Source organism: Streptosporangium sp. NPDC000509, from assembly GCF_042898365.1.
Lineage (GTDB): Bacteria > Actinomycetota > Actinomycetes > Streptosporangiales > Streptosporangiaceae > Streptosporangium.
The window spans coordinates 290,462-315,462 of sequence record NZ_JBIAYX010000004.1; the positions used below are offsets into that span (position 1 = coordinate 290,462).

Consider the following 25,001-nt stretch of genomic DNA (forward strand, 5'->3'; position numbering starts at 1 on the left):
GGTCGGGCGCCTGCGAGCGGCGCCCCGCCCTGTCGCCGTCGCCGGGAGACGCTTCGCCTGCCGCGTCTTTTCGGTGTCTTCTCGGTGTCACAGGGTGGGGGATGCCGCGGTCGAGCGCGAAGGTGCGGCCGGCCGGAGAACGACCGGCCGCACCCTCCACGCCCTACTGGATTCCGGCCTCGGTGCACTTGGCGGCGAAGTCGCCGGTGCACAGCTCGTCCTTGGTCACGAAGCCGTCGGCGACGACGTCCTTGACACTGTCGAAGAAGATCGGCTGCGGGTCGAGGAGGACGGCGGGCACGTCGGCGCCGCTCTCGGTGTCCTTGACCGAGCCGGTCGCCGCGGGCTTCTCACCCTTGGCCAGGCCGATGGCGAGCTCGGCCGCCGCGTCGGCCTCCTTCTTGATCGCCTTGTAGACCGTCATGCACTGGTCACCGGCGAGGATGTTCTGCAGGCCCTGCACGGTGGCGTCCTGGCCGGTGACCGGGACCTTGCCGTTCAGGTTGTTCTTCTTGAGTACCGAGATGGCGGCGTTGCCGAGACCGTCGTTGGCGGCGAGGACGCCGGCGATCTTCGGCTGCTCGGTGAGCATCTGCTCGAAGATCGTGCCCGCCTGGGCGTTGTCCCAGTCGGGGACCGACTGGTCGGGACCCTTGACGTAGTCGCCCGAGTCGTACTTGGGCTTGAGCACGCCGTCGTAGCCGTTCTTGAACAGCGTGGCGTTGTTGTCGGTCGGCGAGCCGTTGAGCTCGGCGACGATCGGCTTCTCGGCCTTCTTGTCGGTCAGGCACTTCACCAGGCCCTCACCCTGCAGGGTGCCGACCTTGGTGTTGTCGAAGCTGACGTAGTACTGGGCGCCGCCGTTGAGGGTGAGGCGGTCGTAGTCGATGGTGGCCACGCCCTGCGCCTTGGCCTTGTCGAGCACGGCCTTGCCGGTGCCGCTGTCAAGGTTGACGATCATCAGGACCGTGGCCCCGTTGGTGATCATCTGGTCGGCGATGGTCTGGAACTGGTTCTTGTCGCCCTGGGCGTTCTGGATGTCGTAGGCGACACCCGCGGCCTTGAAGGCCTCCTCCAGGTACTTGCGGTCCGCGGTCTCCCAGCGGGCCGAGGACTTGCTGTCAGGAAGGATGACGCCGACCTTCCCCTCGGCGGCGGGTGCCGTGCTCTCCGCAGGGGCGGCGCTGGTGTCGGGGCTGTCGCTCCCGCAAGCGGTGAGGCCGAGGGTCATCGCCGCGGCGGCGGCGGTAAGGCTGAGGATCCCCTTGCGCATGGTGCACGGGTCCTTTCTTCTCTTAGAAAGACGGGGGGTACGGACGGGCGGCATGCCGAATTCGCGGGTACGGCTGTGCCGGGTCTCGGCTCACCATTCCGTTGAATGTTGTTTGCGGCAACGTATTCCGCCGTTGGCCTGGAGCGCCAGACCCTCCGGAGGTAAAGTTTGTTGTGGCCGGTAACAATCCAGAAACGCACCCTTAACCGTCTCGGGACCGTGTGCGACCCGCCAGGCCAGATGTCACCTGACCACGATCGTTGCCGTCAAACCGGCGCCAGGTCGTGCCGTGGGCCGCGACGGAGGACGCCCCCACGGTTCACGCGTGACAGCCGCGAGGGCACCTGATCGTCCGAGGTCGCCGCGGATCGCCCGTTGGTCCGATCGGCCTTTCCCGCCATCCCTCAGCTGAAGCTGACGGCGAGCTGGTTCAGGAGATCTCCAGATGCCCCGTTTTGACACCCCACATGGATAACCGCTATCTATTAGCCAACCGTTAGGGGTGACATGCAGGACGCAGTGCTGGCGATGCTCGCCAAGGAGCCGTCGCACGGGTACCACTTGCACGCTCGACTGCGGAGCAGTCTTGGCCCGTTGGGCGAGTCGATGAACCGTGGCCAGATCTATGTGACGTTGGCCCGGTTGGAGCGAGCGGGGCTCGTAGTCTGCGAGTGGGCGGACGGCCTGTCCGAGCGGCCGGAGCGCAAGGTCTACGCGCTGACGCCGGACGGGCAACAACGGGTGGCCGCCTGGCTGGCCGAGGTGGGCTGGCCGAAACCAGACCTGGCGGAGTTTCATCTCAAGCTCGCCGCCGCCGCCGCTGCCCGGCTGGCCGACCCGCTTGAACTTGTGGCGGCGCAACGCCGTGAGCTGCTGCGCCGCTTGCGTGAGGCGCAGCAGGCGTCGCTGGCCGAGCCGCCGGGGTCGGGCGCCGGCCTGCTGCTGGAAGGGGTCGTGCTGCGGTTGCAAGCGGACCTGCGCTGGCTGGATGCCTGCGAGCGGGCCTGGTCCAGGGCCGATGACGAGATCGAGGGTGGATGAACGTGTCAAGTGCCGCGGTCCGGACCTGCGCTCTGGTGAAGACGCATGGTCGGGGGCAGAGCCGGGTCCGCGCGGTGGACGAGGTCGACCTGGAGGTGCCGCAGGGACAGACACTGGCCGTCATGGGGCCCAGCGGCTGCGGGAAGTCGACCCTGCTGCACCTGCTGGGTGGCCTGGAGCGGCCTACCGATGGAGAGGTGTGGGTGGCCGGGCGACGCATCGACACGCTGAGCGAGCGAGCTCTGGCGCGCATGCGGCGCCGGTCGGTGGGGTTCGTCTTCCAGGCCTTCCATCTGGTGGAGGAGCTGTCGGCGGCCGAGAACGTGGAGCTGCCCGCGCTGCTGGCCGGGCGCTCGCGCCGCCAGGCCAGACGGCGCGCGAGCCTGCTGCTGGAACGGGTCGGGCTCGCCGACCGCGCCCGGCACCTGCCCTCGCGACTGTCCGGCGGTCAACGCCAGCGGATCGCCGTCGCCCGCGCGCTGGTCAACGACCCGCTGGTCGTCTTGGCCGACGAGCCGACCGGCAACCTCGACACCGCGGCGACCCTCGATGTGCTGAGAATCTTCGAAGATCTGCGTGCCGGGGGGCAGACCCTCGTGGTCGTCACGCACGACGAACGGGTCGCGGCCACCGCGGACCGGCTGATCTCGATGCGCGACGGGATGTTCGTCGACGACACCCGGCTGGCCGGTTCCCACCCGCGCGGGCTCGGCGGGCTGATCGGGCTGGAGGGCTGAGCGTCATGGGCCACATCATGCTCGTCGCGCGCCTGGTGCGGGCCGACGTGCGCCGGCACAAGGCTCAGGCCCTGATGCTCCTGCTCGCGGTCACCGCGGCCACTGCCACGATGGCCCTGGGCCTGTCCCTGCGCGGCGCGAGCGACACGCTGTACGAACAGACCCGGGCGGCCACCGCAGGGCCGGACGTGGTAGCGCTCTCCGGTGACACGGGCCCCGCAGTGACCTCGGCTCTGACCTCGCTGGCGAACGATCCCGAAGTGGTCGCCCACCACGGCCCCTACCGCATCGTCTACGCCACCCTCACCGCGCACTCCGCCACGTCGTCCCCCGTGGTGGTGCACGGCTTCGCCGAGAAGCCCGGCACGCTCAACCGGCCGCTGGTGACCTCGGGGCAGTGGGTACGCTCCGGCGGCGCGGTCCTCGAACGCGGCTTCGCCACCGCGCTGGGCGTCGGCGTCGGCGACCGCGTCGTCATCGCCGGCCGGTCGTACCCCGTCGTCGGGATCGCTGTCACCGCGGCCACCTCCATCTATCCCTGGGCGGCGCAGATCGGCCCGTACGGCGGTCCCGTCGACTACAGCGGCCTGGCCTGGATGACCCGATCGGATGCCCGGGCCCTGGCGTCGTCCCAAGATCTCCCGGTGACCACGGCCCTGGACCTCAAGCTGCGCGACCCCGCCGCCACCGGGGCCTTCCTGGAGTCCTCCCGCGCCGCCCCCCTCAGAGTGAACATCCGCTCCTGGCAGTTCACCGCCGAGCACGACATGGTCATCCTCAGGAACAGCTGGCCGATCCTGGTCGTCGGCAGCTGGCTGCTCGGTTTCCTGGCCGTCACCGGAATGACTGCGCTGGCCGCGGGACGCGCCGTCGAGCAGACGCGCCGGGCCGGGCTGCTCAAGGCCGTCGGCGCCACCCCGGGGCTGATCGCCACCGTCCTGCTCACCGAGTATCTGGCGCTGGCGTTGGTCGGCGACGCGCTGGGGCTGGTGATCGCCCGCCTGACCGTGCCCGCCATCGCCGGTCCCACCGCCAGCCGGATCGGCGACGCGGCCGGGCCCGGCGGCGCCACCGTCGTCGCGACAACCGTCCTCGCCGTGGCGGTGGCGGTGTTGTCCACGCTGCGTCCCACGTTGCGGGCCAGTCGTACGGCGACCGTCACCGCGCTGTCCGCCACCGCGCATCAGCCCCGTCACCGGCCCCGACTCACCGCTCTGTCCGCGCTGCTGCCCACGCCGCTGCTGCTCGGGCTGCGACTGACCGTCCGCAGGCCGGGCCGCGCCGTGCTGCAGGCGTGCTCCACCGCCACCACGGTGATCGCGATCGTGGCCCTGCTGACCTTATACGCCCAGCCGGAGAGAGGCTACGGCCTGGACGGCTCCTCCATCCTGCCCAACCTGCGCGGCGAGCACGACCGCCGGCTGATGCTCACCGTCACCATCCTGGTGATCGCCCTCGCCGTCGTGAACACCATCACGTTCACCTGGTCCACCGCCATGGAGGCTCGGGCGAACATGGCCGTCGCACGTACACTCGGCGCCACCCCCGGGCAGATCACCTCGGGGCTGTCCATCGCACAGCTCCTGCCCGCGCTGGCCGGCGCCGTCATCGGCGTCCCCGCGGGCATCGGCCTGCTCTCGCTCTTCGCTGCCAGGAATGCGGCGGAACCTCCCTCCTCCTGGCTGCTCGGCGCCACACTCGCGACTCTCCTGGCGACGGCGGCACTCACCGCCCTGCCCGCACGCCTGGCGGCCCGCCGTCCCGTGGCGCGGGCGCTCAGCGCGGAAACGGCGTGACCGGCCCCGCTCAGCGGTGGAAGCTCTGAAAGCACGGAACCGCCCGGCGGGATGGTGTCCCGCCGAGCGGTTCTCGTCCGGGGTGTGCCCCCGAGTGGGCGAGGCCGGCGTGCGGCCCCGCCCCCCTGCTCAGCTCTTGGCGAGCAGGGAGCGCAGGACGTACTGCATGATGCCCCCGTGCCGGTAGTAGTCGGCCTCTCCGGGGGTGTCGATGCGCACGATCGCCTGGAACTCCTTGTCGTCGGCCCGCACCGTCACGGTCTGCGGGACGCCACCCTCGTTGAGTGCCTCGACGCCGATGATGTCGAAGGTCTCCTCACCGGTCAGGCCCAGCGAGCTCGCCGTCTCCCCTTCGGGGAACTGCAGCGGCAGCACGCCCATGCCGATCAGGTTGGAGCGGTGGATGCGCTCGTAGGACTCCGCGATGACGGCGCGAACGCCGAGCAGGGCGGTGCCCTTCGCCGCCCAGTCGCGCGAGGAGCCCGAGCCGTACTCCTTGCCCGCGAGGACGACGAGCGGGATGCCCGCGGCCTGGTAGTTGGCCGAGGCGTCGTAGATGAAGGACTGCGGACCGCCCGGGGCGGTGAAGTCACGGGTGTAGCCGCCCTCCACGCCGTCGAGCAGCAGGTTCTTCAGCCTGATGTTCGCGAAGGTGCCACGGATCATGACCTCGTGGTTGCCGCGGCGCGAGCCGTAGGAGTTGAAGTCCTTGACCTCGACGCCGTGTTCCTTCAGGTAGTCGGCGGCGGGGGTGCCGACCTTGATCGCGCCCGCCGGGGAGATGTGGTCGGTGGTGACCGAGTCGCCCAGCTTCGCGAGCACCCGGGCGGCGGAGATGTCGGTCACCGGCTCCGGCTTGAGCGGCATGCCCTCGAAGTAGGGGGCCTTGCGGACGTAGGTCGAGTCCGGGTCCCACTCGAAGGTGTTGCCGGTCGGGATCGGCAGCGAGCGCCAGGTCTCGTCGCCCTTGAACACGTCGGCGTAGTCGTGCAGGAACATCTCCTGGTCGATCGAGGAGGCGACGACCGCCGCGATCTCCTCGGGCGCGGGCCAGATGTCGGCGAGGAACACCGGCTCACCGTCCGAGCCCACACCCAGCGGCTCGTTGTTCAGGTCAAGATCCATGGTGCCCGCGAGGGCGTAGGCGACGACCAGCGGCGGCGAGGCCAGGTAGTTCATCTTGACGTCGGGGTTGATCCGGCCCTCGAAGTTGCGGTTGCCCGACAGCACGGCGGTGACCGCGAGGTCGTTGTCCTGGATCGCGGCGGAGATCTCCTCCTGCAGCGGGCCCGAGTTGCCGATGCAGGTGGTGCAGCCGTAGCCGACCAGGTTGAAACCGATCTTGTCGAGGTACGGCTGCAGGCCGGAGCGCTCGAAGTAGCCGGTGACGACCTGCGAGCCGGGGGCGAGGGAGGTCTTGACCCACGGCTTGCGGGTCAGGCCCTTCTCGACCGCGTTCCTGGCGAGCAGCGCGGCGCCCATCATGACGTACGGGTTGGAGGTGTTGGTGCAGCTGGTGATCGCGGCGATCGTCACCACGCCGTGGTCGATCTCGAAGTCGGTGCCGTCGGCGAGGGTGACCCGCACCACCTTGTGCGGCCGGTCGCCGTCGTGGCCGGCCGGGTTCGGCTTGTCGCCGTTGCTCTGGCGGGAGACGGCCGGGGGGTCGGAGGCGGGGAACGACTCGCCGGTCGCCTCGTCGAGCGGGCCCTGGACGCTCGAGACGTAGTCCTTGACGGCCGCGCGCCAGGCGCTCTTGGCGTCCGACAGCGCGATGCGGTCCTGGGGACGCTTGGGGCCGGCGATCGACGGGACGACCGTGGACAGGTCGAGCTCGATGTACTCGGAGAAGACCGGCTCGGCGGCCTCGGGGTCGAGCCACATGCCCTGGGCCTTGGCGTATGCCTCGACGAGGGCGACCTGCTCGGCGGAGCGGCCGGTCAGCGTGAGGTACTCGGTCGTCTGACCGTCGATCGGGAAGATCGCGCAGGTCGAGCCGAACTCGGGGCTCATGTTGCCGATCGTCGCCCGGTTGGCCAGCGGCACGCTGGAGACCCCGTCGCCGTAGAACTCCACGAACTTGCCGACGACACCGTGCTTGCGGAGCATCTCGGTGATCGTGAGGACCAGGTCGGTGGCGGTGGCTCCGGCGGGGAGCCTGCCGGTCAGCTTGAAACCGACCACGCGCGGGATGAGCATGGAGATCGGCTGGCCGAGCATCGCGGCCTCGGCCTCGATGCCGCCGACGCCCCAGCCCAGGACGCCGATGCCGTTCTCCATCGTGGTGTGGGAGTCGGTGCCGACGCAGGTGTCGGGGTACGCGGCCAGCACGGTCCTGCCGTCGATCTCGACGCTTCGCGTCATCACGACCCGGGCGAGGTGCTCGATGTTGACCTGGTGCACGATGCCGGTGCCCGGCGGGACGACCTTGAACTCGTCGAAGGCGGTCTGGCCCCAGCGCAGGAACTGGTAGCGCTCGCGGTTGCGCTCGTACTCCCGTTCGACGTTGCGCTGGAAGGAGTCGGCCCCGCCGAAGAAGTCGACGATGACCGAGTGGTCGATGACCATCTCGGCCGGGGCGAGCGGGTTGATCCTGGCCGGGTCGCCGCCCAGGTCGCGGACGGCCTCGCGCATGGTGGCCAGGTCGACGACGCACGGGACGCCGGTGAAGTCCTGCATGATCACGCGGGCCGGCGTGAACTGGATCTCCACGTTCGGGTTCGCCTTCGGGTCCCACTGGCCGATCGCGCGGATGTGGTCGGCGGTGATGTTCGCGCCGTCCTCCGTGCGGAGAAGGTTCTCCAGAAGGATCTTCAGGCTGTACGGGAGACGCCCCGAGCCCTCCACGGCGTCCAGCCGGTAGATCTCGTATTCCGCGTCACCGACGCGGAGCGTGTCACGGCTGCCAAAGCTGTTCGCGGACACGGTTCGCCTCCCTCATCACCTGATGTCTGGCGCGCCGGCACATAGGGCGCGTTTGAATCCTGCCGCACCGCCCGAGTGCCCCGAACTGTTAGGTCTGCCTAACTTCCAGGTCACCGACAGGCCGCGACAAATGTCTCGACATCAAGATATCCCTCCGGGTATCTCGACATCAAATTACCCCCAGTATGATCACTGCGGAGCGAGCCGGAGGTACAGCAGCCCGAGAACGACGACGGAAAGCACCGGGGCGAGAAACTTCTGCTCGAAGGCGCGCCCCGTCTTGATGCCGATCTTCCATGGCAGCAGCCACTTCTGCCGCATCGGCCAGAGGACCGGACATCCCTTCTCCGTACAGCAGTCCCCCACGACGTGGGTGAGACATCCGATCGCGACCGCCAGCCCCAACCAGGCATACCCCACGTTGTCGCTGCGGAACACCACGAACAGCCCGGCCGTCATACCGATGTTGAGCATCGCCGAGGCGAACTTCTTGCCCGGGATGCCGATGCCGATCGCCCGCAGCGCGAGGCCGATGAGCAGCACCACCAGGATGTCGCGGCCGATCGGATAGGTGTTGGCCAGGTAGTGGGCGCCGAAACCCGCGGCGATCGCGAAGACCAGCGAGTGGGTGGCGTTGCGATGGCCACCGGCGAGCCACGAGACCGCCTTGCTCAGCCCCCAGGTGACCGGCCCGAACGTCTGCGCGATCGTCGCGCTCGGATGGTCGAGGTCCGGCAGCATCGCGGCACCGGCGCAGACGATGGCTCCGGCGACGAACTCGGCCGGATTGAGCGCGTTCACCATGACGCCGGTCTCGATGAACCTGGACGTCTCGGTCAGCAAGGGCAGCGCGGCCAGCGCGGGCGCCACACCCAGCCAGGCGATCGCACCCGTCAGCGCATGCGTATGCCCCATCATCGGTCAAACACCCCCATCAAGATCACCTTGGGAGACTGTACGTCAAAGCCTCCCCCAGATGGAGGACCGTGCCATTGCACACCATCGGCGTGTCGCAGGGGCGGAACGGCCCCGGCACGCGAACACTGATCGTTTTCCGTCGACTCCAGGGTCGCCCGAAGGCGACGATGGCCCGTTTCGATCTCTCCGCCCCTCCACGAAAGATGACCGCCATCCGCATCTTCCTACGAATGGGGAACGGATGGAACGGGCGAACAGTGCCTGGAACGGCGACCACGGGAAGCCTCGCGGCGGAGTGGTCGTTCCCATGAGGCGGGTCTCGCGCGAGAAGCCCTCCGGGGAGTCTTCACCGGAGGCCGGAACACGCACCCGGGAGGGTCGCGATCAAGTACGGACATGCGAAAACGACAGACGGGACCGTTCCGTACCGAAAGCACCCCCCAGCCCTTCCGGTACGGAACGGATCCCGTCCACGTCCTTTGTAACGTGCAGGTCTCAGGACTTGTTCCAGAATCCGGCAAGAATTACGTGATCTGCCTCACTTCTACTTAGAGTAATCAAAAATTACTCTGTGTAGCCATCGGACAAATCCCCCATTTCGCGACATGGGGTTGTCGTCAGAATGTTCGCGATATATCTTTGAAGCATCGAGAGCGATCAAAAGACGATCGCGGTATGGAGGTACGACATGACATCGTCGAGCGCGATGGGCGGCCCCTGGGCCGGATTCGGATCCCACGAGGTCAGGCGCGAGATGAAGCGCGCGGCCAGGGAGGCATGGCGGCAGATGGCCGCCGGATGGCACGAGGGCGGCCCGGAGCACGGCCCCCGCACGCCACACCACGGACACCACGAGGGCGGGCCGCGCGAGCACCGGCACCGCGGCCACCGCGGCGGCCCCTTCCCCTTCGGCCCCGGGTTCCCCTGGGACCTCGGCCGGGGCGGCAGGGGGGGCAGAGGCCCGTTCGGCGGGGGACCCTTCGGCGGCGGGCCGCCGTTCGGACGCGGACGCAAGGCGAAGCGCGGCGACGTCCGCGCCGCGATCCTCGCCCTGCTCACCGAGTCCCCCCGCAACGGCTACCAGATCATCCAGGAGATCGAACGGCGCAGCGAGGGCGGCTGGAAGCCGAGCCCCGGAGCGGTCTACCCGGCCCTGCAGCAGCTCACCGACGAGGGCCTGGTCCTGGCCGAGGAGAACGAGGGCCGCAAGACCTTCAGTCTCACCGACGCCGGACGCGCCTACGTGGCCGAGCACTCCGAGGAGGTGCGCGCCCCGTGGGAGGAGATGACGCCCGAGGTCGACGACAGCACCTGGGAGCTGATGGACATCACCCGCCAGTCGGGGTTCGCCATGCTCCAGATCCTGCAGACCGGCAGTGACGCGCAGATCCGGCAGGCGAAGCAGACCCTGATCGAGACGCGCCGCAAGCTCTACCAGATCTTGGCCGACGGCGACACCGGCGAGGAGTGACCTGACCATGATCCCCCGAGACGACCTCCGCATCGGAGACGCCGAGCGCGACGTGGCGATGGAGGCCCTGCGCGAACACTACGCGCAGGGCCGCCTGACCCGTGATGAGCTCGACGAACGCCTCGAACTGACCCTGGCCGCGCGGACCGGCGGCGAGCTGGCCCGGGTGAGCGCGGACCTTCCCGGCCCGCACGCCTGGCGGCAGGAGGAGCCCGAAGACTCCCGGGGTCCCTGGGGCGCGGGAGCCCCCTGGGGCCCCGGATCGCCCTGGGGGCCGGGCGGAGGGCCGTGGGGGCCGGACGGGCGCCGCGGGCATGCCCACTCCTGGGGCCCTCCCCGGCACGGGGGCCGCCGTCACCACCCCGGCTGGAGCCACCACCGCATGGGCCACCACCTGGGCCGTCGTGGCGGGCCTCCGCTCTTTCCCCTCATGTTCCTGGTGCTGGTGGCCGGAGTGCTGATCGGTGGATTCGGGGTGCTCAAGTTCGTCTTCCTCGCCTGGCTGGTGATCGCCGTGCTGGGAATGCTCCGCCGCGGACGGGGACGCTCCGGGAGACGCCACGACCGGATCGGCCCCCCTGCCTCGTTCTGACCTCCTCCCGGGCGCTTCCGCCCTTGCCCCGATCGGCTCCGGGCGAGCGGGCGGCCCGCCGTTCCTCGGGGCCCCTCGTACCGGTCGGTACGAGGGGTCCCGACAGGAAGAAGCCGCCGCGCAGCCGACCAAACGTCTCGACTCGTAACGACCGGTACGAGGGGCCCCGGCCCGTCAGGTGAGAGACTCCCGCAGCCGCCGCATCTCCTGCGCGATCCCGTCCAGCGTCCAGTGCGCGTTCAGACCGCTCGGGTTGGGCAGCACCCACACCGCCGCGCCGCCGATCCGGGACTCCTGCGGCCCGATCACCGCCTTGGGAACGCCGAACGCCTGCCGGTAGGCGGTCACCCCCGCCACCGCCAGCACCTTCGGCCGGACCTCGGCGACCAGCCTCGCCAGCCGCTCCCCGCCCGCGCGAAACTCCTCGGCGGACAGCTCCGCCGCCCGCGCGGAGGACCGCCGCACCACGTTGGTGATGCCCAGCCCGTAGGAGGGAAGCAGGTCCTGCTCGGCCGGGGACAGCAGCCTGGGGGTGAAGCCCGAGCGGTACAGCGCGGGCCAGAAACGATTGCCCGGCCGGGCGAAGTGGTGGCCGGTGGCGGCGGAGTACAGGCCGGGATTGATCCCGCAGAACAGCACCTCCAGCGAAGGCCCGAGGACGTCCTCGATCGTCGCCTCCCCCGCCGCCTCAAGCTCGGCACGGCTCGGCCGCGCGACGGCCCGCCCTTCGGAGGGCGGGCGTCTCGCGGGCGGGGCACTCCGCTGTTTCCTGGACGGCACGATGCGAACCTAACCCATCTCCTCCCCCGCCCCGGCGGAAAAGCCGAGCGCTTCGTCCTTCTCCGGAGGAGGAGGGCTACCGGAACGCGGGGGCAGGGGCGGGGAGACCTCGGGGGTACCCGGTCCGTGAAGCGTCACCCCCGCCCCGCTCACCCGTGACGGGAGAACCCCTGCCTTCACCCCGGACAGGGAGATCAAAGACGGGGGTCGACCGGTTCGGACTCCAGCGCCAGGACGGCGAAGACCGCCTCGTGCACCCTCCACAGCGGCTCCCCCTCGACCAGCCGGGAGAGCGCCTCGATCCCCAGCGCGTGCTCGCGCAGGGCGAGCGAGCGCTTGCGGCCCAGGAAGCGGCGGCGCAGGACGTCCAGGCTCTCGGTGTAGTCGGGACCGTAGATGATCCGCAGGTACTCCCGCCCGCGCACCTTGATCCCGGGTTGCACCCGGCTGCGCCCGTCCGATAGGTCCACCGGCTTGACGACCATCCCCTCGCCGCCCTCGGCGGTCAGCGCCGACCACCACGCCGTGGCCGCCCCCATCGACTCCGGCGAGGTCAGATCCACGAACACGTGCCTGGTGGGCGCGATCAGCGGGTCGTCGAGCCGGGACAGCAGGTCCAGGTGCCAGGAGTGCGGCTCCTGGACCGCGGTCGCCCGGCCCTCGCAGGCGAGGATCTGGAACGGTGCCAGGCGAAGGTCCTCCACCCCGGAGACAGGCCAGCAGTAACGCGCATATGCCTGCCTGAAACGGGCAGCGTTGCTGGAACGGCGTCGGGTGCGGTCCAACAGATCGCCCACATCCAAACCGCGCCCGGCCGCCGCTTCCAGCACGGTGACCGCCTCGGGCAGCACCGCACGGGCCGCGGCACCCACCGACGCGTACTGGCCGCGGATCAGCCCTTCGGCCTTGGCCGACCAGGGCAGCAGCTCGCAGTCGAGGGCGAGCCAGTTCGACCCCAGCTCCTCCATCAGCGGCGCGCACACCCGCCTGAGCCTGTCGACCAGTTCGGTGGTGTCGGCGAAGAACGGCCTTCCCGTACGGGTGTAGACCGTTCCGGCGGTGCCGTCGGTGATCCCGAACCGCGCCGCCGCCACCTCGGGGTCGGCGGCCAGCACGGCCACCGCCCGCGAGCCCATGTGCTTCTCCTCGCACACCACCCGGGTCACCCCGGCCGCAGCGAACTCGGCGAACGCCTCGGCCGGGTGCTCCAGGTAGCCGTCCAGGCGGGAGGTCTCCGGGGGCGCCATCGTCGGCGGCAGGTAGACCAGCCAGCGCGGGTCGACCGCGAACCGGCTCATGATCTCCAGGGCCGCGGCCGAGTTCTCCTCCCGGATCTTGACACGGCCACCGCCGTGGCGCACCTCGATGTGGTGGGTGCCCCGCACGTCGTCGACGGAGAGCAGGCCGGGGTCGCGGTGGCCGGGGGCGGTGAGCGGTTTGACCGGCTCGTACCAGACGCGCTCGGCGGGTACCGAGACGATCTCCCGCTCCGGGTAGCGCAGCGCGGTCAGCCTCCCGCCGAAGACCACCCCGGTGTCCAGGCAGAGCGTGTTGTTGATCCACTCGGGCTCGGGAACCGGCGTGTGACCGTAGACGACCATGGCCAGGCCCCGGTACTCGCGTGCCCAGGGGTAGCGCACCGGCAGGCCGTACTCGTCGGTCTCACCGGTGGTGTCGCCGTACAGCGCGAAGGAGCGGACCCTGCCCGAGGCTCGGCCGTGGTAGGCCTCCTTGAGCCCGGCGTGGGCGACGACGAGCCTGCCCCCGTCGAGCTGGTAGTGGCTGATCAGCCCGTCCATGAAGGCGAGCGCCTCGCGCCTGAACTCCTCCGGCTCGGCGGCCAGCTGGTCCAGCGACTCCTGAAGGCCGTGGGCCACCCTGACCTTGCGGCCGTTGAGCGCGCGGGCCAGCTTCTGCTCGTGGTTGCCCGACACGCACAGCGCGGTCCCGGCCGCGACCATGCCCATGACCAGCCGGAGCACGCCCGGCGAGTCGGGCCCCCGGTCCACCAGGTCGCCGACGAACACCGCCGTCCTGCCCTCGGGGTGCACGGCCCCCGCGCCGCCGGGGTCGATCTTCCAGCCGAGGTCGCGCAGCAGCGCCTCCAATTCGGCGCGGCAGCCGTGCACGTCGCCGATGATGTCGAACGGGCCGGTCAGCTCACGCCTGTCGGTCCACGCCTTCTCGGTGACGACCGTGGCGGCCTCGATCTCCTCGGCCCCGCGCAGCACGTGGACCCGGCGGAAACCGTCGCGCGAGATCCTGCTCATGGACCGGCGCAGCTCCTTGCGCTGCCTGACGACCACGCGCGCCCCGAAGTCCCTGTCGGGCCTGGTCTCGTTGCGCGCGACCGCCAGCTCCTCCGGCACGTCCAGGACGATCGCGTCGACCAGCACGTTGTGCGACTTCGCGAGCTCGACCAGCTGCTTGCGCGCCTCCCACTGGACGTTCGTGGCGTCCACGACCGTCAGCAGCCCGCGCCGCAGCCGGGTGCCGACGATGTAGTGGAGCACGTCGAAGGCGTCGGGGGTGGCGGCCTGGTCGTTCTCGTCGTCGGCGACCAGGCCCCGGCAGAAGTCGGAGGAGATCACCTGGGTCGGCGCGAAGTGCCTGGCGGCGAAGGTCGACTTGCCGCTGCCGGACACCCCCACGAGTACGACCAGCGACATCTCCGGTACGGCGATCTCAGTCATCTCCACCTCCCGCGTCTCCCGTGCCCGCGCGCCCATCCGTGTCCGCGCTCACGGGACCTCTCACGCTCGTATGGCCCGCAGCGCCTCCGACGCTCACGAACCCGTCCGTGCCCGCGGAACCTTCGGTGCCTCCGGAACCGCCCGACGCGCCCGCGAGGCCGAACAGGGCCATCTGGGTGGGTGGGCCCACCTCGGGGTCGTCGTCGCCGATCGGCAGGAACTCGACGCGGTAGCCGTACTCGCCGCACACCTTCGCCGCCCACGCGCGGAACTCGGCGCGAGTCCATTCGAAGCGGTGGTCGGGGTGGCGCATGCCGTCCAGGGACTCGTAGCGGACGTTGTGCTCGACGTTGGGGGTCGTGACGATCACGTGCCCCGGCCGCGCCGTTCCGAAGACCACCCGCTCCAGCGCGTCCAGGCGCGGTGGATCGACGTGCTCGACGACCTCCATCAGCACCGCGGCGTCGTATCCGGCGAACCGGGCGTCGGTGTAGGTGAGCGCTCCCTGGAACAGTTCCAGCCGCTCTCGCCGTCGCTCCGGCATCCGGTCGAGTTTCAGCCGCCTGGCCGCGAACGCCAGCGCCCGGGAGGACACGTCCACCCCGGTCACCCTGGTGAAGCGGGGCCGTTCGAGCAGCGCCCCGACCAGCCGGCCGGAACCGCAGCCGAGATCGATGACGGTGCTCGCGTCCAGCCTTTCCAGGGTGGCGAGCACGGCCTCCAGACGCAGGGTGTTCAACGGGCGCCTGACGGCACCGGCGGGCGTGGAACCTTCCTGTGAGGCCCCACCCGCGGGACCGCTCCGCCCGGCGTACTCCTTCGCGGCGGGGTCCTCCCCGATGGAACTCCCCGCGACGGGGCCCTCCTCGGCGGCCCTCTCCGCGGCAGTGTCTTCCCCGTCCTCCCCGTCTTTCCCGGCGTGATCCTCTGTGGCGAGCTCGGCCGCGGGGTCCTCCTCGACCGGGGGTTCGAGGTCCTCCTCCACGTCGTCGCCGATCTCGGCGAGGCGGGCGAAGGCCGTACGGGTGAGGGTCCAGCGGCGGCCGAGGTAGCGGCGGGTGATCAGACCCCGGTCGGGGTGGGAGGCCAGCCACGACCCGCCCGCCCTGATCAGCTTGTCCACCTCGTCGGGGGCCACCCAGTAGTGCTTGGCGTCGTCGAGCACGGGAAGCAGCACGTAGAGCTGGTTGAGCGCGTCGGCCAGGCGGACCTCACCGCGCAGCACCAGCCGCACGTAGCGCGAGTCGCCCCACTCGGGAAACTCCTCGTCGAGCGGGAGTGCGGTCGCCTCGACCCGCCAGCCCAGCGGCTCGAACAACCGGTGCGCGAGCCCGGGACCGCCCCTGCACGGCAGCACGGGCAAGGTGATCTCCAGTGGGATCGGCCCGGCGGCCAGCTCGGGACGGCTCGCACAGCGCCCGGTGCGCGCCGTGCGGAACACGTCGGCCAGCGCCACGGCGAGCAGCGACGAGGCGGCGTAGGGCCGGTCGTTGACGTACTGGCCCAGCGTGTAGTCGGGCGTGGCGCGGTCGCGCGAGCGCACCAGGCGGATCGGGTCGACGTCGAGCATCAGCGCGGCCGTGCAACGCTCCTCGCCCGCCTCGGGGTAGAGGACACGTGCCACGCCGTACGACTGCCCGAACTCCTGGACCCGGCCGGGATGCTTGTGCAGCAGGAAGCCGAGGTCCGTGGCGGGCCGCACGGTGGTGGAGATCGTCAGTAACACCCGGCCCAGTGTGCCGCACGCCCTCCTGGACGGCCATCGGTTAACGGCGGGCCGGTCCGCGGCCGACCCGCCCGTGAACGGCGCGCACCTTATCTCCCGTGAGCCGTGCCCCGCCCCGCTCCGGTCGGTCCGCCGGTGCCGCGGTGACCTCTGGCGACAGGAAGGAACGGGAAAGGGGAACCCCGTCCACGGGCGGCGACGTGGATGTGGACGACGCGAAGGCCGGTGACCTACACGCGGAACAGGATCTCGTCCGCGATGAGTTCAAGGTGATCGAGATCGTCCAGGTCCAGCACCTGCAGGTAGATCCGCTCGGCGCCCAGCTCGGCGAACCGGCCGATCTTCTCGATGACCTCGGCGGGGGTGCCCGCCAGGCCCGCCGCCCGCAGCGCGGCGAGGTCCTGCCCGGTCGCCGCGGCCCGCCGTTCGATCTCCGCGTCGTCGGAGCCGACGCAGACGGTCTGCGCCACGGACAGGAGCACCGGCTCCCTGCCCTCCACCTCACACGCCTTCCTGACCCGGTCGAAGGCCTCCGAGGTGTCCTCGGGAGTGCGGAACGGCACGTTGTACTCGTCGGCGAACCGGGCGACCAGACGTGGGGTGCGCCTGGCGCCGGTGCCGCCGATGATGATCGGCGGCTTCGGGCTCTGCGCGGGCTTGGGCAGCGCGGGCGAGTCGGCCAGCCTGTAGTGGGCGCCCTCGAAGGAGAAGGTCTCGCCCACCGGCGTGGTCCAGAGCCCGACCAGTATCTCCAGCTGCTCCTCGAACCGCCCGAACCGCTCGCCGACCGGCGGGAACGGGATGCCGTACGCGATGTGCTCGGCGTCGTACCAGCCAGTGCCCAGGCCCAGCTCGACCCGCCCGCGGCTCATCTGGTCGACCTGAGCCACACTGATCGCGAGCGGGCCCGGCAGCCGGAAGGTGACCGGCGTGACCATGGTGCCGAGACGGATCGTGGAGGTGTCCCTGGCCAGGCCCGCCAGGGTCGTCCAGGCGTCGGTGGAGCCGGCCCCCGCCTCGCCGGGGCCGATTCGCATGTAGTGGTCGGAGCGGAAGAAGGCGTCGAACCCCAGCCGCTCCGCGGCCAGCGCTACCGCCAGCAACTCGTCGTAGGTGGCACCCTGCTGCGGTTCAGTGAAGATCCTCAACTTCATGAGAGCCATTATCCGGGCACTCCGGACGGCATCCGTTGAAAGCCCGCGCCGTGGCGGGAACGCTTGCTAACGTTCTGGCCTCTGACGCAACGGGTAGCGGGCCGACGACTCACAGTGATCGTCCCCCTGGCCGTCGAGGAGGGGATCACATGTCTGTGGCGACCGAACGCCCCGGCACCCGCAGGACCCGCGAGCCCGGCACTCCACCCCGGCCCCTCGTGGTGCTCGCCTCGATCGCGCTCGCCGCGGGCACCGGGGCCGCGGTCTGGCTGCTGCCCTCCAGGGCGCACGGCGAGTGGGCCGTCGCCGGGCAGGCCGGGCCGAGTGCGACGTCCTCGGGGCCGGTCTCGCGGCCGACGGCCACGCCGTCGCCCACACCTGCCGTCGTCCGCCCGTCGGGCTTCGTGGCCTTCGTGGACGCGGCCCGCGGGCCGCGTTTCAACCTGTCGAGGGAGGTGCGGAGGGGCCACGTGCGCTGGTTCACGCTGGGCCACCTCACCGCCGGACAGAAAGGCTGCGTACCCAGGTGGGGAGGGCTCGGGGCGCGGGTCGGCGACCCGCTCGCCGATCGGCTCGCCCCGCTGCGCGCCGCGGGCGGGAATGCGGGAATCGCCTTCGGCGGCCCCGAGGGGCGCGAGCTCGCCGCGGCCTGCTCCGATCCGGCCAGGCTCACCGCCGCCTACCGCCGGGCGATCGGCGTCTTCGGTGCCACCTACATCGACTTCGAGGTCTCCGCCCCCGGGGATGACGCCGTCGTGCTGCGGCGGGCCAGGGCGATCGCGGCTCTGCAGCGCGAGGCCGCCCGCGAGGGCCGTTCCCTCACCGTGAGCTTCACCCTCCCGATCACGAGAGCGGGCCTGTCTCCGGGCGACCAGGAGATGCTCCGGGCCACCCGGTCGGCGGGCGCCGAGATCGCCGCCGTCAACCTCCTGGCACCCCTCGGCACCGCCCCGGTCACCGAGAGCCGTCTGCGCCCGATCGCCTCGGCCGTCCGTGCCGCGCATCCGCAGATAGCCCGTTCCCTGGGCGAGAGCACCGCCTGGCGTCGGATCGCCCTCACGCCCGTGCTCGCCAGGTCCGGCGACCTCACCCGGCTGGAGGCCCGCAGGCTCGCCGCCTTCAGCAGCCGCAACCATCTGGCGTGGCTCTCCGCCAGGGGCGCGGCCCTCTCCCCCGGCATCGCCAGGTTCCTCATCGGCGCGACGCGCTAGACAGGCGCCTCCTTTGGGGTTATGAATGGGTTATAACCCTTCTCTACCCCCAAAGGGGCGACCTGATGCCGAAGATCAATGTCTACCTGCCGGACGAGCTGGCCGAGGCGGTGAAGAAGGCGGGGGTGCCGGTCTCCGCCGTCTGCCAGCGGGCTCTGGAACAGGCGGTACGGCGGGTGACCGCCATCCGCGAGACGGCGCTCGGCGCCTCCGGCCTCGACGACCTGACGGCGCGCCTCACCCACTTCACCCCGCGGGCCCGGGAGGTGGTGAAGCTCTCGGTGGAGCAGGCGAGGGCACTGGGCGCGACGGAGGTCGGCACCGAGCACCTGCTGGGCGGCATGCTCGCCGAAGGAGGCAATCTAGCGCTCCAGGTTCTCGGTGCCCTGGAGATCGACCCCGAGGAGGTGCGGCGGCGCCTGGACCGGCTCGGCCTCGACGCCCCGGCCCCTGTCGCCGAGACCACCTCCTCCGGCTCCTCCGAGACCCTCACCTTCGGCGGGCCCGCGGCGGCGGCCCTGGAGATGACCGTCACCGAGGCCACCTCGCTCGGCCACAACTACGTCGGCTGCGAGCACCTGCTCCTCGGGCTGGTCGCGGAACCGGACGGTGCGGCCGGGCGCATCCTGCGGGAACTGGGCGCCGAGCACCGGCTGACCCGCCACGCGGTCTCGGCCGCACTCGCCGGATACGTCCACCTGAGAGCGCAGACCCGGGCCACCACCGCTCCCCCGGTCACTCCCCCGGTCCTGCCCGCCGACGCGGCGAGCGCCCTGTCGGCGGCCGTACGCGAGGAGCTGCGCCCCGTCCTGCTCAGGCTCGAACGACTGGAGGAGCGCCTCGGCCCGGCGGACGAGGCGTAGTCGTGGACACGCCCACTCACGCGACCGTGTCTCCGTCCGTGTCTCCGTCCGTGTCTCCGTCCGCGGCCACCCCCCGTGCCGTGCACCCGGTCCTCTACCTGGCCGCGGGCGTGATCGCACGGCTGGTCACGGGGGTGGTCGTCGGCGTGCTCGTGGGGATGGGTTCCGGCGTGCTCGCCGGGGTGCCGGCGGGCATGATCGCGGGTATGCTCGTGCGCCTCCCGTACGCGGAGAGGGCACGGCACCGAAGATCCCTTCGATGACCGGCCGACCGGCATCGCTCACACCTGCTCACACCTGGCGGGATGCTCGCGACTCCACACCCGTCCTCCCACGAGCCAACGGAGTGACACCGTCGAAGGGCCGTTGCCCGGAGCGCGGCGAAGGATCACCGGTGCCCCGGGACCGCTACCCGCTCTCCTCGGGGTCACGGATGGGGATCCTGGCCACGAAGCGCGCGCCGCGTTCGGAGTCCTCGATGGTCAGCGTCCCGCCGTGGCGCTCGGCGATCCCTCTGGCGATCGCGAGGCCGAGTCCGGTGCCCCCCTGGTCCTTGCTGCGGGCGGCCTCCAGCCGCGCGAAGCGCTGGAACACGTACTCCCGCTGGTCGGGAGAGATCCCGGGCCCGTCGTCGCCGACCTCCAGCACGGCGTCGTCCCCCTCCCGGCGGACCGAGACCGTGACCGTGGAGGTGGCGTGCCGCTCGGCGTTGTCCAGGAGGTTGGCGATCAGCCGGGCGAGCTGGAGCCGGTCCGCGGTGACCACCACGTCCGGTTGGGGGTCGGTCACGACCCTCGCCCGGCGGACACGGCGAGCGAGTTCGGAATCGGCCAGTTCACTCAGGTCCACCCGTTCCCCCAAGTCGACGCCGCCGGCGTCGACCCGGGCGAGTTCGAGCAGGTTGGTGACGATCGCCTGCAGCCGGTGAAGGCTGTCCAGGAGGGCGTCCGCCGTGGCGGGCCAGTCGGCCTCCTCCGGATGCAGCAGCGCCTCCTCCACCTGGGCGCGCATCGCGGTGATGGGACTGCGCAGATCGTGGGAGGCGTCGTAGGCGAAACGCCGTTCCCGCTGAAGCGCCGCCTCCAGCCGATCCAGGGTCTGGTTCACGATCTCGGCCAGCTGCCGGATCTCGTCGTGGTGCTCGGGCACCGGCACTCGGCGGCCCAGGTCGGTCGAGGTGATCTCGGCCAGCTCGGTGCGCATCGCCTCGATGGGGACGAGGGTCTTGCCGACCGTGCGGTAGGTGCCGACCGCCGTGACTCCGACCAGCAGCGTGGATCCGCCCAGCAGCGCGGCCAGCAGGAAATGGTGAACGTACGGCGGGACGACGGGCTCGGCGCCGTAGATGATCCAGTGGCCTCCGTGCGCGCGGACCCGCAGGCCCACGACGATCACGCACGCGTCGGGGTTCGGCGTGCCGCAGACGACCCCGCCCTTCGGCGAGAACTCCTCCGTGGGGACGAAGGAGGTCATCCGCGGCCTGCCGGTCATCCGGGAGTTCGCCGCCACGACCCGGCCAGTCGGGCCCACGACCTGGAGGGCCACGATGCCCAGGTCGGGGAGCACCGGGGGCAGCCGGTCGCGCAGGAGGAGAGGAAGCACGCGCAGCTTCACCCGAAGGATTCGGTCGGCACGGTCCTCCGTCGCGTCCTGGTGGGCGCCCACCAGGATCAACGCGCAGAAGGTCGCGCACATCAGTGCCATCACGACAGCGGCCAGCACCGTCATCCGGGCCCGCACGGACCAGTCGCGCCGCATGTTCACCGTCCTCCATCCCTGACGATCACGCTAAACGCGTGCCGCGCGAGGAAACGGCGACCACCGGGCAAGGAGGCGCAAACTGTGAATCAAGAGAACGGAGCGGACGGGAAGACACGGTCGCCGTCCCCGAAAAACCCACGACGGCCACGCTCGAACCGAGGTTCGAGCGTGGCCGTCGTGGAGACGGACCGGGTGGTACGCCTAGGGTTTCGGCCCCGGCTGGGGTTCTCGTTCGGCAGGTGAGGGGACGGGCTTCGGGTCGCGGCGGTTGGCGTACATGCTCGTGATCGTGACGATGGCCAGGACCCCGATGATGACCCCCAGCGAGAGCGGGGTGGGAATCTCCGGGACCCACGACCAGACACCGTGCGCCCAGTGCAGGACGAGCTTGATCCCGATGAAGGCCAGGATGATGCTGAGCCCGTGGTTCAGGTGCCGCAGCTTCGCCAGGACGCCCTGGAGCACGAAGTAGAGCGCCCGCAGGCCCATCAGGGCGAAGGCGTTGGTGGCGAAGACGATGAACGGGTCCTCGGTCACGCCGTACACGGCGGGCACCGAGTCGACGGCGAAGACGATGTCGGTGGCGAAGACGGCCACGATGGCCAACGCCAGCGGAGTCAGGGCCCGGCGACCGTCCTGGCGAACAACCAGGCGGGAGCCGTGGTAGTCGTTGGTGACCGGCATGAAGCGCCGCAGCAGCCGCACCGAGCGCATGGAGGAGACGTCGACCTTGTGCTCCTCCCCGCTCAGCGCGTCCTTGAAGATCTTCCATGCGGTGAAGAGCAGGATCCCGCCGAAGAGCAGGAACGCCCACGTGCCGCTCTGCAGGACGGCCGCCCCCAGCGCGATGAAGATCGCGCGCAGCACCAGCGCCCCGACGATGCCGTACAGCAGGACTCGCTGGGCCAGCGCGGGCGGGACCGCGAAGGCGGACAGCAGCAGCATGAACACGAACAGGTTGTCCACCGACAGCGACTTCTCCACCACGTATCCGGTGAAGAACTCCACCGCCACCCCGGACCCGAAGGCCCCCCACACGTAGAAGCCGAAGATCAGAGGCAGCACCAGGTAGAAGACCGACCAGCCCACCGCCTCGCGCATCCGCACCTCGTGCGGGCGTCGGGTGATCATGAAGTCCACGGCCAGCAGCAATATCAGGGCGGCTACGGTGATCGCCCACAGCTGCGGCGAACCGATGGTTTCAAGACTGGCTACCGACAGGACTGTCTCAGCGGACATGACCCTCCTCGAACGCGCGCTCGGCTGTTCGAGGTCTCCTTCGCCTGTTTTCGCAGGCGGCCGCCCGGGGCCGTTATGAAACGTCCGTATTGACCGGGTCGGCTCTTGGGAAGTACTCCCCTCGTCGTCCTAGGTTAGACCGTTTCTCGAGCGGTGCTCTACCCGGGGTTTGCGCGACCTCTGAGCCACCCGGATTTTCGGGCCGGCAGGAAACCCCACCCGCCGAGGGCGCGACGAGCCGCCTCGGAGGGCCGGGGGCCGTCGTTTCCCCGCTCCGCGCGGTCATCCGCGGCCCCGCCGGGTGACCGCGTCACCGGCCGCGCCCACCGCGAAGCCGAGGACGATCATGATGACGTAGCTGTAGATCTCGTAACCGCCGGGGGCGAGGAACCGAACGAATCCCATGAGATGAATCCAGCCGAACCACTCGTGCAGAAGGCCGCTCGCGCCGCCGACGACGAGGACGAAGCAGATCAGGCCGGACAGTGCCGCCAGGGGGGACTTCGGCGGGGTGGTGGAGGTCATGACCCCGACGGTAGGCGCGCGGTGCCCGGCTCGGGATCGGGCCGAGGATGGCCGGGCGGTGACCAAGGATGGCCGTCGGCGGGCCCTGCGGTCGTACTTAAGTATCCGGTCGCGGCGCGAACGCGAGGGCGCGGGCGAAGGCCGCGTAAATTCCTGGAGTATGCGCCGCATCCACCGCACCCGCCGCGACTGGGTCACCGACGTGGCGCTGTTCCTCTTCGCCGCCTGTTTCGCCGCCGTCAGCTCGCAGTCCATACCGGTCCCCGAGACCCTCGACCCCGTGTGGCGGGACGTCGACCAGGTGGTCGGAGGGCTGGGGTGCGCCGCGACGCTGTTGCGGCGGAGATGGCCGGTACCGCTCGCGGTGGTGCTGCTGGTGGCGGGCACCTGGGCGCACTACCTGACCGGTCCGGCGATGGTGGCGGTGTTCACGGTGGCCGCGACCCGTCCGTGGCGGGTCACCGCGTGGGTGGCGGCGCTGGCCTTCGCACCGTTGCCCGTCTTCCTGTGGCAGGTGGCGGAGCTGTCCGGGGAACGTACGGGATCGGCGCTGACGTACTTCGCGCTGATCGCCGGGGCGATCGGGTGGGGACTGTTCCGGCGCTCCCGGCAGCAGCTGATCGCCTCGCTGCGAGAGCGCGCGGAGCTGGCCGAGGCGGACGCGGAGTTGCGGGCCGAATGGGCACGGCGGGAGACGCGGGAGGAGATCGCCCGCGAGATGCACGACGTGCTCGGCCATCGGCTGTCACTGCTGAGCGTGCACGCCGGAGCGCTGGAGTTCAACCCGGGCGCGCCCCGGGAGGAGATCGCGCGGGCCGCCGGGGTGATCCGGGAGAGCGCCCACCTCGCCCTGCGCGACCTGCGCGAGGTGATCGGGATACTGCGGGCCGGGCCGGACGAGGGCGAGCGACCGCAGCCGGAACTCGCGGACCTGGCCCGGCTGGTGGCGGAGGCACGGGCGACGGGCGGCCGGATCGAGCTGACCGGGCCGCCGGACGGGCGGATACCGCCGCCCGTGGTGGGGCGCACGGCGTACCGGATCGTGCAGGAGGCGCTGACCAACGCGCGCAAGCACGCGCCCGGCGCGGCGGTGGCGGTGGCGGTGAGCGGGTCCCCTGACGGCCGGCTCACGGTGGAGGTCCGCAACGCACCGCCACCGGGATCGGCTTCGGTCCGTGGCCTGGGTGAGGGCGGGGACGGGAGCGCGGGCGGGAAGAGGAGCAACGGGGGCGGGCAGGGGTTGATCGGGCTCGCCGAACGGGCCAGGCTGGCGGGCGGCGAGCTGACCGCCGGTCCCGCCGACGGCGGGTTCCTGGTCCATGCCTGGCTGCCCTGGTCCACGACGGGCATCGCGTCCCCCGCGTACCGGAGTTCCGCGGGCGGGAAGGGGGAATGAGGTGATCCGCGTCCTGCTCGTCGACGACGACGCGATCGTACGGGCCGGGCTGCGCCTGATGCTGGGCGGCGCCCCGGACATCGAGATCGTCGCGGAGGCCGCCGACGGGTCCGAGGTGCCCGCCCTGGTCGCCGCGCACGGTCCCGACCTGGTGCTGATGGACATCCGGATGCCGGGCGTCGACGGGCTGGCCGCCACCGAGAGGCTCCGGGCCGGGCCCGGCGCCCCGGAGGTGCTGGTCCTGACCACCTTCCACACCGACGCGCACGTGCTGCGGGCGCTGCGCGCCGGCGCGGCCGGGTTCCTCCTCAAGGACACCCCGCCGCAGGACATCGTGACGGCCATCCGGACGGTGTCCGCCGGAGATCCGGTGCTCTCCCCCGCCGTCACCCGCCGGCTCATCGAGCAGGTGGCGGACGGCTCGGGGCAGGGCGACCGGGCCGCCACCGCCCGTGCCCGGCTGGCGCTGCTGGCCGAACGGGAGCGACAGGTGGCCCTCGCGGTCGGACGCGGCCGCTCCAACGCCGAGATCGCGCGGGAGCTGCATCTGGCGCTGCCGACGGTGAAGACGCACGTGTCGCGGATCCTGACCCGGCTGGATCTCAACAACCGGGTCCAGATCGCCCTGCTGGTCCACGACGCGGGCGCGTCGGAACACCCGTGAGACCGCCGCCGGTCAGAGCCTGGATCGACTCGCCGACCAGCAGCGCCACACACTCCACGTGGTGGCGCCGCATCATCGGGACCACATCGAATTCACATCGCCCCGGCTCACCCGAAGGGCGAAACCCCGCCTCGGCCGTGTTCGTTCGCCTGGGCCGATTCTCCGTCTAACAGTTCGCCCTCGCACGAACACAATGCCCGCACCGAAGGCCGGTCGACCTGCACGGCTCCGGCGAG

The 25,001-nt window shown here is 70.9% G+C and carries 20 protein-coding genes; 10 read left to right on the forward strand and 10 right to left on the reverse strand.

Annotated features, from left to right (window positions below; all coding sequences use genetic code 11):
• Positions 1–163 precede the first annotated feature (163 nt).
• Positions 164–1,273, reverse strand: coding sequence for a substrate-binding domain-containing protein (locus ACFY3D_RS10045; protein WP_362508801.1), 1,110 nt, complete (start codon positions 1,271–1,273; stop codon positions 164–166).
• A 507-nt stretch (positions 1,274–1,780) separates the two neighbouring features.
• On the opposite strand from ACFY3D_RS10045, the gene ACFY3D_RS10050 reads away from it, so the two are divergent.
• From ACFY3D_RS10050 to ACFY3D_RS10060, 3 genes are read left to right on the forward strand one after another with little or no spacing between them, the layout of a single operon-like run.
• On the forward strand, positions 1,781–2,314 hold the full coding sequence (locus ACFY3D_RS10050) for a PadR family transcriptional regulator (RefSeq protein ID WP_389977225.1): 534 nt from the start codon (positions 1,781–1,783) through the stop codon (positions 2,312–2,314).
• Positions 2,311–3,051, forward strand: coding sequence for an ABC transporter ATP-binding protein (locus ACFY3D_RS10055; RefSeq protein ID WP_389977228.1), 741 nt, complete (start codon positions 2,311–2,313; stop codon positions 3,049–3,051). Before ACFY3D_RS10050 ends, ACFY3D_RS10055 begins: the two co-directional genes overlap by 4 nt.
• Before the next feature lie 5 nt (positions 3,052–3,056).
• On the forward strand, positions 3,057–4,847 hold the full coding sequence (locus ACFY3D_RS10060) for an FtsX-like permease family protein (RefSeq protein ID WP_389977231.1): 1,791 nt from the start codon (positions 3,057–3,059) through the stop codon (positions 4,845–4,847).
• A 129-nt stretch (positions 4,848–4,976) separates the two neighbouring features.
• Here the strand turns inward: ACFY3D_RS10060 and acnA are convergent, their stop codons facing one another.
• Together acnA and ACFY3D_RS10070 are read right to left on the reverse strand one after the other, a co-directional pair.
• Entirely contained in the window at positions 4,977–7,772 is a 2,796-nt protein-coding gene (acnA, locus tag ACFY3D_RS10065; RefSeq protein ID WP_389977234.1) for an aconitate hydratase AcnA, read from the reverse strand.
• A gap of 189 nt (positions 7,773–7,961) precedes the next feature.
• Positions 7,962–8,687: a metal-dependent hydrolase gene (locus tag ACFY3D_RS10070; protein WP_362900262.1), complete on the reverse strand. Its 726-nt coding sequence runs from the start codon at positions 8,685–8,687 to the stop codon at positions 7,962–7,964.
• A gap of 691 nt (positions 8,688–9,378) precedes the next feature.
• On the opposite strand from ACFY3D_RS10070, the gene ACFY3D_RS10075 reads away from it, so the two are divergent.
• Positions 9,379–10,161 (forward strand): PadR family transcriptional regulator, encoded by a 783-nt coding sequence (locus ACFY3D_RS10075; RefSeq protein ID WP_362900264.1) that lies wholly within the window; start codon positions 9,379–9,381, stop codon positions 10,159–10,161.
• Positions 10,162–10,168: 7 nt separating this feature from the next.
• Positions 10,169–10,753: a DUF1707 domain-containing protein gene (locus ACFY3D_RS10080; RefSeq protein ID WP_389977237.1), complete on the forward strand. Its 585-nt coding sequence runs from the start codon at positions 10,169–10,171 to the stop codon at positions 10,751–10,753.
• Between the two features lie 174 nt (positions 10,754–10,927).
• On the opposite strand, the gene mug is transcribed toward ACFY3D_RS10080, so the two are convergent.
• From mug to ACFY3D_RS10100, 4 genes are all read right to left on the reverse strand, one after another.
• On the reverse strand, positions 10,928–11,422 hold the full coding sequence (gene mug, locus ACFY3D_RS10085; RefSeq protein ID WP_350946852.1) for a G/U mismatch-specific DNA glycosylase: 495 nt from the start codon (positions 11,420–11,422) through the stop codon (positions 10,928–10,930).
• 305 nt (positions 11,423–11,727) lie between these two features.
• Positions 11,728–14,226: a polynucleotide kinase-phosphatase gene (locus ACFY3D_RS10090; protein ID WP_389977240.1), complete on the reverse strand. Its 2,499-nt coding sequence runs from the start codon at positions 14,224–14,226 to the stop codon at positions 11,728–11,730.
• Positions 14,219–15,952, reverse strand: a complete 1,734-nt coding sequence (locus tag ACFY3D_RS10095; RefSeq protein ID WP_389977243.1) for a 3' terminal RNA ribose 2'-O-methyltransferase Hen1 — start codon at positions 15,950–15,952, stop codon at positions 14,219–14,221. Before ACFY3D_RS10095 ends, ACFY3D_RS10090 begins: the two co-directional genes overlap by 8 nt.
• 230 nt (positions 15,953–16,182) lie before the next feature.
• Positions 16,183–17,106, reverse strand: a complete 924-nt coding sequence (locus ACFY3D_RS10100) for an LLM class F420-dependent oxidoreductase (protein ID WP_389977246.1) — start codon at positions 17,104–17,106, stop codon at positions 16,183–16,185.
• A gap of 149 nt (positions 17,107–17,255) precedes the next feature.
• Between ACFY3D_RS10100 and ACFY3D_RS10105 the strand changes: the two genes are divergently transcribed.
• The 3 genes from ACFY3D_RS10105 (at position 17,256) to ACFY3D_RS10115 (ending at position 19,443) form a co-directional block, all read left to right on the forward strand.
• Positions 17,256–18,317, forward strand: a complete 1,062-nt coding sequence (locus tag ACFY3D_RS10105; RefSeq protein WP_389977249.1) for a hypothetical protein — start codon at positions 17,256–17,258, stop codon at positions 18,315–18,317.
• Positions 18,318–18,382: 65 nt separating this feature from the next.
• On the forward strand, positions 18,383–19,180 hold the full coding sequence (locus tag ACFY3D_RS10110) for a Clp protease N-terminal domain-containing protein (RefSeq protein ID WP_389977252.1): 798 nt from the start codon (positions 18,383–18,385) through the stop codon (positions 19,178–19,180).
• Positions 19,181–19,218: 38 nt separating this feature from the next.
• Entirely contained in the window at positions 19,219–19,443 is a 225-nt protein-coding gene (locus ACFY3D_RS10115) for a hypothetical protein (protein ID WP_389977255.1), read from the forward strand.
• 145 nt (positions 19,444–19,588) lie between these two features.
• Here ACFY3D_RS10115 and ACFY3D_RS10120 read toward each other — a convergent pair whose 3' ends face one another.
• The 3 genes from ACFY3D_RS10120 to ACFY3D_RS10130 form a co-directional block, all read right to left on the reverse strand.
• Positions 19,589–20,938: a sensor histidine kinase gene (locus tag ACFY3D_RS10120; protein ID WP_389977549.1), complete on the reverse strand. Its 1,350-nt coding sequence runs from the start codon at positions 20,936–20,938 to the stop codon at positions 19,589–19,591.
• A gap of 204 nt (positions 20,939–21,142) precedes the next feature.
• On the reverse strand, positions 21,143–22,180 hold the full coding sequence (locus tag ACFY3D_RS10125; RefSeq protein WP_389977258.1) for a TerC family protein: 1,038 nt from the start codon (positions 22,178–22,180) through the stop codon (positions 21,143–21,145).
• Between the two features lie 282 nt (positions 22,181–22,462).
• A complete protein-coding gene (locus tag ACFY3D_RS10130) occupies positions 22,463–22,705 on the reverse strand; it encodes a hypothetical protein (RefSeq protein WP_389977261.1) in 243 nt (80 codons plus the stop codon).
• 160 nt (positions 22,706–22,865) lie between these two features.
• Between ACFY3D_RS10130 and ACFY3D_RS10135 the strand changes: the two genes are divergently transcribed.
• Positions 22,866–24,101, forward strand: a complete 1,236-nt coding sequence (locus ACFY3D_RS10135) for a sensor histidine kinase (protein WP_389977263.1) — start codon at positions 22,866–22,868, stop codon at positions 24,099–24,101.
• Between the two features lies 1 nt (position 24,102).
• A complete protein-coding gene (locus ACFY3D_RS10140; RefSeq protein ID WP_389977266.1) occupies positions 24,103–24,765 on the forward strand; it encodes a response regulator in 663 nt (220 codons plus the stop codon).
• Positions 24,766–25,001 lie beyond the last annotated feature (236 nt).

Excerpts from the sequence above, each read along its gene's own strand:
- ACFY3D_RS10045 (WP_362508801.1), bottom strand. The coding sequence starts at position 1,273 with ATGCGCAAGGGGATCCTCAGCCTTACCGCCGCCGCCGCGGCGATGACC.
- ACFY3D_RS10050 (WP_389977225.1), top strand. The coding sequence starts at position 1,781 with ATGCAGGACGCAGTGCTGGCGATGCTCGCCAAGGAGCCGTCGCACGGG.
- ACFY3D_RS10055 (WP_389977228.1), top strand. The coding sequence starts at position 2,311 with ATGAACGTGTCAAGTGCCGCGGTCCGGACCTGCGCTCTGGTGAAGACG.
- ACFY3D_RS10060 (WP_389977231.1), top strand. The coding sequence starts at position 3,057 with ATGGGCCACATCATGCTCGTCGCGCGCCTGGTGCGGGCCGACGTGCGC.
- ACFY3D_RS10070 (WP_362900262.1), bottom strand. The coding sequence starts at position 8,687 with ATGGGGCATACGCATGCGCTGACGGGTGCGATCGCCTGGCTGGGTGTG.
- ACFY3D_RS10075 (WP_362900264.1), top strand. The coding sequence starts at position 9,379 with ATGACATCGTCGAGCGCGATGGGCGGCCCCTGGGCCGGATTCGGATCC.
- ACFY3D_RS10080 (WP_389977237.1), top strand. The coding sequence starts at position 10,169 with ATGATCCCCCGAGACGACCTCCGCATCGGAGACGCCGAGCGCGACGTG.
- ACFY3D_RS10090 (WP_389977240.1), bottom strand. The coding sequence starts at position 14,226 with ATGACTGAGATCGCCGTACCGGAGATGTCGCTGGTCGTACTCGTGGGG.
- ACFY3D_RS10100 (WP_389977246.1), bottom strand. The coding sequence starts at position 17,106 with ATGAAGTTGAGGATCTTCACTGAACCGCAGCAGGGTGCCACCTACGAC.
- ACFY3D_RS10105 (WP_389977249.1), top strand. The coding sequence starts at position 17,256 with ATGTCTGTGGCGACCGAACGCCCCGGCACCCGCAGGACCCGCGAGCCC.
- ACFY3D_RS10110 (WP_389977252.1), top strand. The coding sequence starts at position 18,383 with ATGCCGAAGATCAATGTCTACCTGCCGGACGAGCTGGCCGAGGCGGTG.
- ACFY3D_RS10120 (WP_389977549.1), bottom strand. The coding sequence starts at position 20,938 with ATGCGGCGCGACTGGTCCGTGCGGGCCCGGATGACGGTGCTGGCCGCT.
- ACFY3D_RS10125 (WP_389977258.1), bottom strand. The coding sequence starts at position 22,180 with ATGTCCGCTGAGACAGTCCTGTCGGTAGCCAGTCTTGAAACCATCGGT.
- ACFY3D_RS10130 (WP_389977261.1), bottom strand. The coding sequence starts at position 22,705 with ATGACCTCCACCACCCCGCCGAAGTCCCCCCTGGCGGCACTGTCCGGC.
- ACFY3D_RS10135 (WP_389977263.1), top strand. The coding sequence starts at position 22,866 with ATGCGCCGCATCCACCGCACCCGCCGCGACTGGGTCACCGACGTGGCG.